This is a genomic window from Rhodoferax sp. GW821-FHT07G04 (genome assembly GCF_059418585.1).
Window position 1 is genome coordinate 1009222 of the sequence record NZ_JBWKQD010000002.1, and the last position, 13829, is coordinate 1023050.

The window sequence follows — 13829 nt, forward strand, 5'->3', positions numbered from 1 at the left end:
CGCTCCCCTGCTGGCGCTCAACCCCGGTGCCACCAGCCGTGGCGGCCTTGCTGCATAGCTTCGCGTACCTTGGTTTGCTGGGCGGGTGTCAGGCTGTCATAGAAATCGGCCAGGGCGTTGATGACCTCGGGGCTCTTACTGGTGACGGCGGCGGTCTTTTCCGTCAGCAGGGTCTGGGCACGGCTGCGGTCAAACTTCTCACCCGCCACCAGGGCCTGCATCTCGGCGCGGGGATTGGTGGTCTTGCCCACCAGGGCGCTGCGCTGCTCTTGCAGCTTGTCGGCCAGCACGTTGAGGCGTTGCTTCTGGTCGGTATTCAGGTCCAGCTTGCCCGCCACGCGTTCGATGATTTTGGTACGCATCTGGGCCTGGTCTTCGGCGCTCATATTGCTGCCAAATTCGTGGCGGTGGTGGCTGCAGGCAGAGAGTCCACCGACGACGATGCTGACGCCCACCAGGCTGTAGAGGCTGCGTTTGATCCAGGATTTCATGGAAGTGTCCTTTGAAGGAATGTGTTGAACAGGGCTCCATCGTGCCGGGGTGGTGCTGTGGCGTCCTCTCGCCGGGGTATCGATTTGTTTCAATATTTTTCAGCGCCGGGGCCGGTTTGCGGCACACTCGCGCCAGGGATGACACGAAAGGTCCATGCCATGCAAGCCAATGCGCTCACCATCACCAAGTTCTACACCGCGTTTGCGCAGTTGGATGGCGACGGCATGGCCCAGTGCTATGCGGACAACGTGTCCTTTGCCGACGAGGTGTTCACGCTGCAGGGCAAGACCGCGACCATGGGCATGTGGCAGATGTTGATCGCAGCCACCCGCGCCAAGGGCATGGATGCATGGCGCCTGGAGTTCTGCGACGTGATGGCCGATGCCACATCGGGCGAGGCGCACTGGGACGCGCACTACCGCTTCAGTGCCACCGGACGCATGGTGCTCAACCGCATCGACGCGGAATTCACATTCGACCCACAGGGCCTGATCACACAGCACCATGACCGCTTCAACTTCTGGTCCTGGGCCAGCCAGGCCCTGGGGGCGCCGGGCCTGCTGCTCGGCTGGTCGCCCTTTTTGCGCCACAAGGTGCGCCAGCAGGCTGCGGCCAATTTGCAAAAGTTCATGGCCAGCCAACAGCCATCGCCATGAGCTGGTTTGAAGGATTCGAAACGCGCACCATCGTTGCCAAGGATGGCGCAGACATATTCTTCCGTTGCGGGGGCAATCCAGACCGGCCAGCCTTGGTGCTGCTGCACGGGTTTCCGCAAACCCATGTGATGTGGCGGCGCGTGGCGCAGTTGCTGTGCGACGACTTTTTCCTGGTGTTGCCCGATGTGCGGGGCTATGGCGACTCGTCCCACGCGCCGGGTTTGCCGGACCACAGCAACTACAGCAAGCGCGCCATGGCAGCCGATGTGGTGGCCGTTGCCGACGCACTGGGGCTAGGCAGTTTCTTCCTCACAGGCCACGACAGGGGTGGCCGCGTGGCCCACCGTCTGGCGCTGGACCATGGACCACGGGTGCGCAAGCTGTGCGTCATCGACATCGCACCCACACTGGACATGTATGCCCGCACCGACATGGCGTTTGCCACTGCCTACTACCACTGGTTCCACCTGATACAGCCCAGCCCCTTGCCCGAGGAGATGATTGACGGCAATGCCATGGCCTATCTGCACCACAAGCTGGGCGGTTGGGGCGCTGGCGGTCTGGCACACATCGAGCCACAGGCACTGGCCGAATACGAGCGCGCCTTCTGCCGCCCCGAGGCCATCCACAGCGCGTGCGAAGACTACCGCGCCAGTGCCGGCATCGACCTGGAGCATGACCGTGCAAGCCGTGCGCATGGCGAGAAGATCGCTTGCGAAACCTTGGTGCTGTGGGGTGCACGCGGCGTGGTGCAGCGTCTGTTCAAACCCCTGGATCTGTGGCAGGCCCAGTGCGCCGCAGCGGTCAGCGGAGAGGCCTTGCCGGCGGGGCACTTCATACCCGAGGAATTGCCGGCGCAAACAGCAGAGGCCTTGCGCACCTTCATGCGCTAAGGCCTCTGCTACCGGCTATTGCGGTGTTGGATTAACGTTTGGCGCGCACTTCGGCGATCAAGGCGTCGGTCACTTGCAATGCGCGTTCGATATTGCCGGCCATGGTGCCGTCGGTGTAGAAGCGCCCGGCAATACCCAGGGCCGGCACGCCTTCGACCTTATAGGTGTTTTGCAACTGGGTGGCACGTGTGGCCTTGGTCTGCACGGTGAAAGAGTTGTACTGCTCCAGGAACTTCGCCTTGTCGACACCCTGCTTGCTGACCCATTCCGCGATCTCTTCGCCGGTGGCCAATTTGAGCTTTTCAACGTGAATGGCATGGAATACCTTGGCGTGCAGCTTGTCCACCAGTCCCAGCGCTTCCAGCGTCAGGGCCAGGCGCTGCTGCGGCACAAAGCTGTCCTGGAAGGACACGTGGGAGCGGCGGAAGGCCACGTCCTTGGGCAGGGTCTTGATCCAGTTGACCAGCGTGGGTTCGAAGGCATTGCAGTGGGGGCAGCTGTACCAGAAGAACTCCACCACTTCGATCTTGCCAGCCGGGGCCTCAACGGGCGCCTTGGTGTCGAGGATGTGGTAGTCCTTGCCGGCAGAGAACTTGGAAGCCTGTGCCTGCGCCGAGGGCGAGAACCAGGCGCTGGAAGCCAGGGCGGCACCAGCGGCCGCTTGGGTAAATTCACGGCGTTTCATCATCTTATTCATGCAAGACCACTCCAAAAAATTTGTGCCATTGTGACCGGGAGCCAGGACATTAGTTCCCTGCGCTGGGGCTGGGTGCTTAACGCTGTACACGCACCAAAGAGGTTTCCAGGCCCGCCTTCTCCATTTTTTCCTTGTTACGCTCGGCGTCTTCCTTGGTGTCGAAAGGCCCGGTGCGCACACGGAACACGACGCGACCCGATTGCTCACGCTCGGTAATCTTGGTCTCGATGCCGCTCAAGGACAGCTTGGCCCGATGGGCCTCGGCATCTTCCGCGGTACGGAATGCCCCAAGCTGCACAAAGAAGATGAATGGCTCGGTGCTGGTTGACGTGGTGCTGGGGCCTGCCCCCTTGGCCTTGGCCAGATCACCCAAGGGGTCGGCCGAGACGGCGGGCTTGACCTCGCCCTTGGCGTCAGGCTTTGCGTCGGGCTTGGCCGCAGCTGCTTTGGGGTCCGCCTTGGGATCGGCCTTGCTGGGGTCTGCAGACTTGTTGGTGGCTGTTGCAGAAGCCGCAGGTGCCGCGGCCTTGGCGGGGTTCTTGCCATACAGCGGGGCGTTGGGGTCCCAGTCCTTGTTCTTCTTGGCCTCGGCCTCGTCCTGGTCGGCCGAGCGGCTCTGGCCTTTGTTCATGAAGGGCACCGGCACCTTGGTCACATAGACGGCCACGCCCAAGGCCGCAGCCAGGCCAATGACGATGCCGATGATGAACCCCAGAATTGTTCCGCCACGCTGTTGCTTCATGCGCTACCTTCGTTGTCAACTACATTTTTTGCGGGGCGCTGACGCCCAACACTGCCAAGCCATTGTGCAATACCTGGGCCGTGGCCGCGACCAGGGCCAGGCGGGCCAGCTTGACCGCTTCTTCGTCCACCAGGATGCGTTCGGCATCGTAGTAGCTGTGGTAGCAGGCGGCCAGTTCGCGCAGGTAGAAGGTCACATCGTGTGGCGCTTCGTCTACGGCTGCGGCCGTCAGCATCTCAGGGTACTTGGCCAGCAACAACATCAGCGCCTGGGCTTGCGGGCTTTGCAGGGCCGACAGGTCCACGCTTTGCAGGCTGGCCACATCACCGCCCCAGGCGGCCAGCACCGAGCAGATGCGGGCATGGGCGTACTGCACGTAGTAGACCGGGTTGTCGTTGTTCTTCTGCACCGCCAAGTCAACGTCAAAGGTGTATTCGGTGTCGGGCTTGCGGGAGAGCAGGAAGAAACGCACAGCGTCCTTATTGGTCCACTCGATCAGATCGCGCAGCGTCACATAGCTGCCAGCCCGCTTGCTGATCTTGACCTCTTCGCCGCCCTTGACCACGCGCACCATGGTGTGCAGCACATAGTCGGGGTAGCCCTGGGGAATGCCCACATCGGCCGCCTGCAGTCCGGCGCGCACACGGGCGATGGTGCCGTGGTGGTCTGTGCCCTGGATGTTGACGACCTTGGTGAAGCCACGCTCCCATTTGCTGATGTGGTAGGCCACATCCGGCACGAAGTAGGTGTAGGTGCCATCCTTCTTGCGCATGACGCGGTCCTTGTCGTCACCGTAGTCGGTGGACTTCAACCACAGCGCGCCGTCCTGTTCGTAGGTCTTGCCATTGGCGACCAGCTTGCCCACCGTTTGTTCGACGCGGTTGCTCGTGTACAGGCTGGACTCCAGGTAGTACTCGTCAAACTTCAGGTTGAAGGCTTGCAGGTCCTTGTCCTGCTCGTGGCGCAGATAGGCCACGGCGAAGTTGCGGATGGACTCCAGGTCCTCCACATCGCCACTGGCCGTGAAGCTGCGGTCGTCGGCCTGCACGGTTTTCTTGGCCAGGAAATCGTCGGCGATGTCCTGGATGTAGTCACCGTTGTAGAAGGCCTTGCTGGCGGGGTTGTCGGGATCGGTGGGCCAGCAGTCGTCGCCGGGCTTGAAGCCCTTGGCGCGCAACTGCGTGCTCTTGGTCAGAGTTTCGATCTGCACGCCGGCATCGTTGTAGTAGAACTCGCGGTGCACGCTCCAGCCCTGGGTCGCAAACAGGTTGCAGATGGCATCGCCCAACGCGGCTTGGCGGCCGTGGCCCACATGCAAAGGGCCGGTGGGGTTGGCCGACACAAACTCCACCAGCACGCGCTGGCCCTGTTCTTCCGATCGCACGGGCTGGTAGCCATACTGCGCGCCCTGGCCCAGCACTGCACGCACGACCTGCTGCTTGCTCTCGGGCTTCAAGCGGATGTTGATGAATCCGGGACCGGCGATTTCGATGGCGTCGACCCAGCGTTGGAAGGCGGGCTGCGCCAGCATTTCGGCCTTCAGGTTATCGGCCAGTTGGCGCGGGTTCAGCTTGAGTGGCTTGGCCAGTTGCATGGCGGCCGTGGTGGCCAGGTCACCATGGGCAGCCACCTTGGGCGACTCAAACGCCGCCTTGGCACCGCTGCCCGGAGACAGTTTTTCGAGGGAAGCGGCCAGCGCTTCCAATAATTCGTTTTTTACAGACAGCATGCGGGGATTTTACGGGGGCGGGTCGGTGGGTCATCCACATTGTTGTTTTTGGCGTTGTGTGTTTGAATCCCAGCGTGGATTTCGTTCGCTTTTTCCTTGCAACGGCGGCACCGGCTGTCACTTCAACCCCTAGGACACACGATCATGATGAAAAAATTCCTCCCCCTGCTGGCTCTGGGTCTCTCTCTGTCATTTGGTGCGGTCCATGCGGCGGATGCTGAGTCCGCTTGCGGCGACAAGGCCGCCGAAAAGAAATTGGCCGGCGCCGCGAAAACCAGCTTCATGAAGAAGTGCGTGGCCGATGCGGGTGGTGGCAGCGCCAGTGCCACCTGCGAGAAGTCCGCCGCCGACAAAAAGCTGGCCGGTGCCGCCAAGACCAGCCACATCAAGAAGTGCATGGCCGATGAAAAGGCCGGCGGCGCTACACCCGCCGCCGCCGCCAGCGCCCCCAAGAAGTAAGCCACCCCACGCTTAAATCTCTATGCCCCATCAGCCTGGCTGGTGGGGCATTGTTATTTTTGGATGGACGGCAGGCCCACCACCGCTGCATCAAAAGCCCCAGCGGCCACAGGCCGGGCAAAGAAGTAGCCCTGGCCCAGTTGGCAACCCAGTTCCAGCAGAATCTGGCGCGTTGCTTCATCCTCTATGCCCTCGGCCGTGGTGTTCAGGCCCAGGCTCTTGGCCATTTGGATGATGGCCGTGACGATGGCCCTGTCCTGCGGACCTTGGTGCAGCCGCTTGACGAAGGACTGGTCGATCTTGAGCTTGTCCACCGCAAAGCGCTGCAGATAGGACAGGTTGGAGTAGCCGGTCCCAAAGTCGTCGATGGAAATCTTGACCCCCAGGGCCTTGAGCTCTTGCAGCGATGCGATGAAGGTTTCGGCGTCCTGCACCAGCGTGGATTCGGTGATTTCCAGCTCCAGGCAAGCCGGGTCCAGGCCGGGGCCTTGCAGTGCATCCCGCACCACCGCCACGATGTTGCCGCGCCGGAACTGTACAGGCGACAGATTCACCGCCATCACAAACTGGGTGCGTCCTGCCCGCTGCCATACGGCCATTTGCTTGCAGGCCTCTTGCAGCACCCAGGCCCCCATGTCCACGATCAGGCCCGACTTTTCGGCGGCCGGGATAAAGTCGCCAGGTGGCACCAGGCCCCGTTCGGGGTGCTGCCAGCGCACCAGCGCCTCCGCCCCCACCAAGGCGCCGCTGGTCAGATCGACCACCGGCTGGTAGTGCAGCACAAACTCGTGGTGGGCCAGCGCGGTGCGCAAATGGGACAGCAGCATCAGATTGCTCTGGATGTTGGCATTCATCGTCGCATCAAAAAACCGGAAGGCGTTGCGCCCCGCTTCCTTGGCCTGGTACATCGCGATATCCGCCTCGCGCAACAAAGACTCGTAGTCTGCACCGTCATCGGGGAACAAGGCGATGCCGATGGAGCACGAGGTGCCGATGTCGGTTCCATTGATGGCGATGGGCAGCGCCAGGCTCTCCAGCACGCTGCTGGCCGCCTTGGACACATCGTCCACATCGGCAATGTCCGTCAGGCCGATGACGAACTCATCGCCCCCATGCCGGTCCACGATGTCGGACTTGCGCACCGCGCCCTCCAGCCGCATTGCCACCTGCTTCAAAAATTCGTCGCCCACGGCGTGACCCAGCGAATCATTGACCGCTTTGAAGTTGTCCAGATCCACAAACAGCAGGGCCACCCGTGAGCGGTGGCGCGTGGCATTCACAATGGCTTGCTGGATATGGTCCCGCCCCATGGAGCGGTTGGGCAGGCCGGTCAATGCGTCATGCTGCGACAGGTAGGCCAGATGCCTCTGCGAGGCCAACACTTTGGTGATCTGCTCTCGCAGCGACAGCAGCGTCTTTTGCATGTCGTCCACCACCGTCCACACAGCCAAGCCACCCACCACCAGGATCAGGCTCACGTCGCGCCACAGCTCCACTGGGTTGCGGGGCGCCACAGGCGAAGCCCGCCAGCCCTGGGTGGTGGCATAGGTGAGCAGGGCCAATAGGCCCATCATGCAGGCCCACAGCACGTGGTAACCCCGCTTGCCCAGCAGCAGCCCGGCCATGGTCAGCAGCACGGGAAAGACCAGCAAAGAGGCATCCTTCAAGCCATCGCCCAGCCACATCAGGCTGGCCGCCATGGCGGTGATGGAGCTCAGCAACAGCAGCGTCGCCCGGTGGGTGTGCCCGCGGCGGTTCAGCGCAAAACACAGGGCCGCCATGGCCAGGCCCGCCACTTGCGGCCCCACCATCTGCCATTGGCCCAGGTACATGAAGAAGGGCAGCGACACGCACAAGGCCAGGGCCACCAGCGCAGACAACTGGGCCAGGCGCAGGGAACGCAGTGCGCCGGCTGCGTCCAGGCTGGTGTCAAGGGTGTTGGGCATGTAGGCAAACGGGGGTTGGCCTACATGCTACTCACCCTAGGGTGCCTATGGCAATGCCCGCAAACAATGCGGCACCCACCCAGTGGTTGAGGCGGAAGGCTTTGAAGCAGCCGTCTCGGGTGCGCTGGCGTATCAGTGTGTAGTGCCACACCACCTGCACCGAGGCCACGGCCTCGCCCAGCCACCAGGCCCAGGGCTGCACGCGGGGTGCAACCACCCACGACCAGATGAGCAGGTACAGCACATAGAACAGCATCACGGCCGGCACGTCCCAGCGGCCCAGTGTGATGGCCGAGGTCTTCATGCCGATCTTCAGGTCATCGTCTCGGTCCACCATGGCGTATTCGGTGTCGTAGGCCAATACCCAGAACAGGTTGCCAAGCAACAGCAACCAGGCCTCGGCCGGAATACTGCCTTTCACCGCAGCCCAGCTTAGGGAATCGCCGCCTTGCACGGCGGTGAACGCCATCGGGATGCCAAAGCTGAAGGCGACGCCCAGCACCGCCTGCGGCATGGATACAAAACGCTTGGCAAAGGGGTAGACCACGGCCACGGCCAGTGCGGCGAACGACCACAGCACCGTCACCGCATTGGTCGTCAACACCAGGCCAAAGGCCAGCAAGGCCAGCACTGCACCCAGCAGCAAGGCCTCGCGCACCGACACGGCGCCGCTGGTTACCGGTCGCTGCGCCGTGCGCTTGACGTGCTTGTCAAACTCGCGGTCGGCCACATCGTTGACGCAGCAACCCGCACTGCGCATCAGTATGGTGCCCAGCGTGAAAACGGCCAGCAGATGCCAACCCGGAAAGCCGCCGGCAGCCAGCCACAGCGCGCTGAGCGTGGGCCACAACAGCAGCAGCCAGCCCGCGGGGCGGTCCCAGCGTATCAGTTGCAGGTACAGGTTGATTTTCTGGCGCACAGGCTTCACGCTCACAAGCCTACGGCCCGCAAATCCAGCCGGCCGTCGCGCAACGGTGGACACCAGAAGTACGCGCCTGTAATGGGCTTGGACATCTGAAACAGCGCGTCCACCACGCCATCCTCCAGCCCCGCCATGCGCCGCATCTGCGCCTCAAAGGCGTCAAAAGAGCGGCCGAAGGCGACGAACATCAAACCCGCCTGCATGCCCGCGGCCCACGGCATGGAGCGGCGCAGCACAAAGGCCTCGGGCTCAAAGCTCTCTTGCGCCGTACGTTTGACGTGGGCCGACTCGGGCGCATCGTCCAGCTCTTCGTTGTCGCTGCGCCGGCGTCCCACCATGTGGTCTTGCGCCATGGACGTCATCGCCTCAAAAGCGGTGAAGTCGTGCGCCCACTGCTGCACGGCGACAAAGCTGCTGCCCGGCAAACCAGGCCCGCCATCGTGCACCAACGCGGCCTCCAAGGCTGCTTCGCCTTCGGGGTTCTCGGTGCCGTCTTCGTACCCGGTCAGGTCGCGGCCATGGCCATTCGGCCCCTTGCCGTGCCGAAAACCATCGACCACCTGGTCCAGGCGAAAGGCCGGCACCAGCGCCTGCGCCACGCGCCGTGACAGGTTGACCAGCTCGCCCATATCATCCCCCCGCAACCAGCACCACAGTGCACAGGGTGTGGCGGGCACGGGTGCGGGTGCGCCGCGCAGATCAGGGAAGGCGCGCAGGCCTGCCACAGTGGCGCCCAGTGCGGCGACGCAGTCCTGGCCCATACCAACCACGGCAGCCCGGCCATCCACCAGCGGTGCCAAGCGGGTCAAGGCAGCACCCAGGGCGGGTGCTGTCGCATCGGCTAAAGCAAAAAACAAATAACGCCCAACACGGGGCACCGGATCTACGATTCCGGTCTGGGCAGCATGTGCCATGGCCTCTATTTCCTATCGGTCAGTCAATCAATGAATCAGGAGAGTCGTTTCACGCCCGGCAATTCGCAGGCATAGATGGCGTTGCGCAGCGCGGCAATCGCCTCGTAGCGGGTGAAGCTCCGCCGCCACACCAGCACCACGCGGCGCGAGGGCGGCTCGCCACCCAGGCCATCGTCGACCGGCAGGTATTTGACCAGCGAGTCGGCGTGCCGGCGCGTCTTGGCCACCAGCGCGCCCGAGGGCACGCTCAGGCGGGGCACCAAGGTAATGCCCATGCCGGCGGCCACCATGTGCTTGATGGTCTCCAGCGACGAGCCTTCAAAGCTCTTGCGTATGCCCTCGGTGTCGCTGGAAAAGCGGGCAAATTCGGGGCAGACCTCCAGCACATGGTCGCGGAAGCAATGGCCATTGCCCAGCAGCAGCATGGTCTCTTTCTTCAGCTCGTCAGTGCTGACCTGTGTCTGCGTAGCCAGCGCGTGCTGCATGGGGATGGCGGCCAAAAAGGGCTCGTCGTACAACTGGGCCGATGCCAGGCCCACGTCAGGGAAAGGCTCAGCCAGGATGGCGCAGTCGATCTCGCCGGTGCGCAGCATTTCCATCAGCTTGACGGTGAAATTCTCCTGCAGCACCAGCGGCATCTGTGGCGTGTGCTTGATGACTTGGCGCACAAGATCCGGCAGCAAATAGGGGGCGATGGTGTAGATCACGCCCAGCTTCAGCGGGCCGGCCAGCGGGTCCTTGCCGCGCTTGGCAATGTCCTTGATGTTGGCAGCCTGCTCCAGCACGCTTTGCGCCTGGCGCACGATCTCCTCGCCCAGCGGGGTCACGGTGACCTCGTTGGCGCTGCGCTCGAAGAGCTTGACTTCCAGCTCTTCTTCCAACTTTTTGACCGCAACCGACAGCGTGGGTTGCGACACGTAGCAGGCCTCCGCGGCCTTGCCGAAGTGGCGCTCACGGGCCACGGCCACAATGTATTTCAGTTCGGTCAGCGTCATGACAATCTCGATGGGGTGGACAGGGCCTCAGCGTTGCTGCTGTTGCTGGCCCGACTGGCTGACAGAGCTCTGGATCAGCAATTCCAGCCGCTCCTTCCAGGCACGGCGGATTTCAGGTTTGCTACCCCCCAAGACCCGGAAGGCCGCCAGGCGCGGGTCGTCCTCTGACCAATATTCGTCTCGCACAGCAACCTCCAACTCAGTCCCGAAACCATTGACGCTGCCACCCTTGAGGCTTCCGTGGAAGGTGCGCTTGCCGGCATGCAAAATGACTTTGCCCGTGGGGTCCAGGTCGATCAACCAGATGATATTGCCGCGCTCGTCAAAGTGCATTTCAGTCGCCGTGCCTTTGAAACCGGCCACCGCCCGCCATTTCTCCAATTGCGCATCGGCACGGCTTTGGCGGTCTGCATCCGTCATGGGCGCGGTGGGATCTTCTTCAGGCTCCACGATCAGGCCGATCGCGGCGGCGGCCTCTTCCTGCGCGCGCTTGCGCTCCTCTTCCACCTGGGCCGCCAGTTGCTGCTCCAGCTTCTCTATCCAGGCGCGCAGGGGGCTTGCAAACTGCTGAAACCCATTGGCAATGGGGTCGGGCACACGGTCCAGGCGCAGCTCGCAGCGCTCACCACCGGTGCGCTTCTGGGCCTTGCGCAGCAGCTCGTCACTGGCCGTGAACGTGATGCGGCTCATGCCCGTGGGCTTGGCCTCGTCCCCCTCCGCAGCCTTGAACGAAATCCGTGCCACATCCATCTGCAGGCCGACGGCGGCCATGGTGACGGTCAGCGCGCCGCTTTGCACCTCTTCATCGCCGCCATCCAGCGGCCGGCGCATGTGGCGGCCATTCTTGGTGATGATCTTGAGCTCTTTGGCCGCGTGGCGGGCCTCTACCGAAAAGCCCTGGGCCACAAAACGCAGCCCGCCCGGGATGCTGACCACATGGGTGCGCAACAGGTAGGCCTGGTACTCCATGAACAGGTAGACGCCCGCCCCCAGCAGGGCGGCGCCACCCAGGGCCCACCACAGAAGGGGAAAGAATCCGGTCAATAGCATCGCACGCTCAGGCCTTTAAAAATTCTGATTTTCCGCCCAACCAACGGGCCACATGGCGTGCCGCCAGGTGGGGATGGTGGTCCAACAGCATCGGCGCCTCGCGCCGGGCCCACTCCAGCAACACGGTATCACGGTTCAGGTCGGCAAAGCGCAACATCGCTTCGCCCGATTGTCGCGCGCCCAGGAACTCTCCGGGGCCCCGTATGTCCAGATCCCGACGGGCGATTTCAAAGCCATCGTTGGTTTCGGCCATGGCCTTGAGTCGCGCGCGGGCGGCCTGGCTCAGGCGTGGCGCATCACCGGTGGAGTACAGCAGCACGCAGGCCGACGCTGCGGCACCCCGCCCTACCCGGCCGCGCAATTGGTGCAATTGGGATAGGCCAAAGCGCTCGGCGTGCTCGATGACCATCAGCGAGGCATTGGGCACGTCCACCCCCACCTCGATGACCGTGGTGCTGACCAAGACCGACATCAGGCCCGAAGTGAAGGCCCCCATTACCGCTTTTTTGTCGTCCGCATGCATGCGCGAATGCAGCAGGCCGATTTGTGGCCCCCACGCTCCGCCGCTGCGCGGGTCGCTGCCCCCAGTGTGGTCTGACTTGCCTTGGGGCGGCCCTGCGGCAAATTGCACACCCTGCAGCGCCTCTACCAGGTCCGCGTGGGTTTGCGTGGCATTGGTCAGGTCCAACGCCTCGCTCTCCTCGATCAGCGGGCAGACCCAATAGACCTGGCGGCCCTGGGCCACCTGGGCGCGTATGCGCTCCATGACCTCGTCGCGCCGGGCGTCGTTGACCAGCTTGGTGACGATGGGTGTGCGGCCCGGTGGCAGCTCGTCGATGGTGGAAACATCCAGGTCCGCGTAGTAGCTCATGGCCAGCGTGCGCGGGATCGGCGTGGCCGTCATCATCAGCATGTGGGGTTCCATGCCGTCGTGGTTGAGCTTGTTGCGCAAGGCCAATCTCTGGGCCACGCCAAAGCGGTGCTGCTCGTCGATGACGGCCAGCGCCAGGTTCTTGAACTGCACTTTTTCCTGGATGACCGCGTGGGTGCCCACCACCAGCGCTGCTTCGCCGCTTTCTATCATCGCCAGGGCCTCGCGGCGCTGCTTGGCCTTCTGGGTGCCAGTCAGCCAGGCGGTGGTGATGCCCAGCGGCTCCAGCCAGGCCAGCAGTTTGCGGAAATGTTGCTCGGCCAATATTTCGGTGGGCGCCATCAGCGCGCACTGCCAACCTGCATCTATGCAGATGCAGGCGGCCAGCGCGGCCACCACGGTCTTGCCCGAGCCCACGTCGCCCTGCAGCAGCCGGTGCATGGGCACGTTGCGCGCCAGGTCGTGCGCGATCTCGGCGCAGACCCGCTGCTGGGCGGCCGTCAGCTTGAAAGGCAAAGTGGCCACCAGCTCCGTGTACAGCGGCAGGAGTTCGGGCCGCTCAGGCTCCTGCGGCGCGTGGGGCGGGTTGAACGCCTCGGGTGCGACCATTGCCAGCACCGGTGCACGCAGCGCAGCCCGCTCGCGGCGCGACTGCAGCTGCGACAACTGCTGGGCCAGCAACTCCTCCGCCTTCAGCCGCTGCCAGGCCGGGTGGCTGTGGTCTTGCAAGGTATCCAACGACACATCGGGCGCGGGGTGGTGCAAAAATGATAGCGCATCACGCAGAGTCCACGGGGGCTGGTGACTGGTTAGGCTTAAGTCACCTGGCGCAAACGTGTCCGACAGCTCGGCGCGTGCCAGCCCGGCCAACACCTCCTTGCGCAGCACCGGCTGCGACAACCCCGCCACCGTGGGGTAGATGGGCGTCAGCGCCTTGGGCAGATCGCCGCCTGCGCTGCGGAAAGCCGGGTGCAGCATGGTCCAGCCCAGGAAACCGCCCTTGACCTCACCGCGCGCTCGTATGCGGCTACCCACGGCCAGGGCCTTTTGCTGTGACGGGTAGAAGCTGAAGAAGCGCAGCGTGCAGGTGTCGGTGCCGTCATCCAGCGTCACCACCAGTTGGCGGCGCGGCCGGAACGTGACCTCACAGTCCGTCACCCGGCCTTCGATCTGGATGGCATCGCCTTCCCGCGCGTCACGCAGCGGGGTGATGCGGGTTTCGTCCTCATAGCGCAGCGGCAGGTGCAGGGCCAGGTCGATATCGCGCTTGAGGCCCAGCTTGGCTAGGGCCTTCTGGGTCGGGGTTTGGGCTGCGGCTTTGGTGGTTGCTGCTTCTTTGCTGGGCGTGCCGCCGGCCTTGCTGCCAGATGCCTTGGCGCCGGCTGGGTTTCCGGGTTCTGGGCTGGTGGACGGTGCGGGGCTGTGCGGCATGGGACAATTCTGCCCGTTCTTTCACCCTTCTC

General features: G+C 63.6%; 13 protein-coding genes. 3 read left to right on the forward strand and 10 right to left on the reverse strand.

Annotated features, from left to right (window positions below; genetic code table 11):
* Positions 1-17: 17 nt before the first annotated feature.
* Entirely contained in the window at positions 18-491 is a 474-nt protein-coding gene (locus AC07OO_RS13840; RefSeq protein ID WP_495082675.1) for a Spy/CpxP family protein refolding chaperone, read from the reverse strand.
* A gap of 159 nt (positions 492-650) precedes the next feature.
* Here AC07OO_RS13840 and AC07OO_RS13845 point away from each other — a divergent pair, with 159 nt between their 5' ends.
* Positions 651-1148: a nuclear transport factor 2 family protein gene (locus AC07OO_RS13845; RefSeq protein ID WP_495082676.1), complete on the forward strand. Its 498-nt coding sequence runs from the start codon at positions 651-653 to the stop codon at positions 1146-1148.
* The gene (locus AC07OO_RS13850) at positions 1145-2041 is read left to right on the forward strand and encodes an alpha/beta fold hydrolase (protein ID WP_495082677.1); all 897 of its coding nucleotides are present in this window, start codon (positions 1145-1147) and stop codon (positions 2039-2041) included. Before AC07OO_RS13845 ends, AC07OO_RS13850 begins: the two co-directional genes overlap by 4 nt.
* A 31-nt stretch (positions 2042-2072) precedes the next feature.
* On the opposite strand, the gene AC07OO_RS13855 is transcribed toward AC07OO_RS13850, so the two are convergent.
* The 3 genes from AC07OO_RS13855 to argS all read right to left on the reverse strand — a co-directional run bounded on the left by AC07OO_RS13855 (position 2073) and on the right by argS (position 5209).
* Entirely contained in the window at positions 2073-2726 is a 654-nt protein-coding gene (locus AC07OO_RS13855) for a thiol:disulfide interchange protein DsbA/DsbL (RefSeq protein ID WP_495083349.1), read from the reverse strand.
* 88 nt (positions 2727-2814) lie between these two features.
* Positions 2815-3480 carry an SPOR domain-containing protein gene (locus tag AC07OO_RS13860; RefSeq protein ID WP_495082678.1) on the reverse strand — a complete coding sequence of 222 codons (666 nt, stop codon included), beginning with the start codon at positions 3478-3480 and terminating at the stop codon, positions 2815-2817.
* A 19-nt stretch (positions 3481-3499) separates the two neighbouring features.
* A complete protein-coding gene (gene argS / locus AC07OO_RS13865; protein WP_495082679.1) occupies positions 3500-5209 on the reverse strand; it encodes an arginine--tRNA ligase in 1710 nt (569 codons plus the stop codon).
* Positions 5210-5353: 144 nt separating this feature from the next.
* Between argS and AC07OO_RS13870 the strand changes: the two genes are divergently transcribed.
* Positions 5354-5668, forward strand: coding sequence for a hypothetical protein (locus AC07OO_RS13870; RefSeq protein WP_495082680.1), 315 nt, complete (start codon positions 5354-5356; stop codon positions 5666-5668).
* Positions 5669-5721: 53 nt separating this feature from the next.
* Here AC07OO_RS13870 and AC07OO_RS13875 read toward each other — a convergent pair whose 3' ends face one another.
* From AC07OO_RS13875 to recG, 6 genes are read right to left on the reverse strand one after another with little or no spacing between them, the layout of a single operon-like run.
* The gene (locus AC07OO_RS13875) at positions 5722-7614 is read right to left on the reverse strand and encodes a putative bifunctional diguanylate cyclase/phosphodiesterase (protein ID WP_495082681.1); all 1893 of its coding nucleotides are present in this window, start codon (positions 7612-7614) and stop codon (positions 5722-5724) included.
* Positions 7615-7645: 31 nt separating this feature from the next.
* The gene (gene ubiA / locus AC07OO_RS13880) at positions 7646-8533 is read right to left on the reverse strand and encodes a 4-hydroxybenzoate octaprenyltransferase (RefSeq protein WP_495083350.1); all 888 of its coding nucleotides are present in this window, start codon (positions 8531-8533) and stop codon (positions 7646-7648) included.
* Positions 8534-8544: 11 nt separating this feature from the next.
* Positions 8545-9450 (reverse strand): Dyp-type peroxidase, encoded by a 906-nt coding sequence (locus AC07OO_RS13885; RefSeq protein ID WP_495082682.1) that lies wholly within the window; start codon positions 9448-9450, stop codon positions 8545-8547.
* Between the two features lie 35 nt (positions 9451-9485).
* Positions 9486-10445 (reverse strand): LysR substrate-binding domain-containing protein, encoded by a 960-nt coding sequence (locus AC07OO_RS13890; RefSeq protein ID WP_495082683.1) that lies wholly within the window; start codon positions 10443-10445, stop codon positions 9486-9488.
* Positions 10446-10472: 27 nt separating this feature from the next.
* A complete protein-coding gene (locus AC07OO_RS13895; protein ID WP_495082684.1) occupies positions 10473-11495 on the reverse strand; it encodes a hypothetical protein in 1023 nt (340 codons plus the stop codon).
* A gap of 7 nt (positions 11496-11502) precedes the next feature.
* Entirely contained in the window at positions 11503-13797 is a 2295-nt protein-coding gene (gene recG, locus AC07OO_RS13900; protein WP_495082685.1) for an ATP-dependent DNA helicase RecG, read from the reverse strand.
* Positions 13798-13829 lie beyond the last annotated feature (32 nt).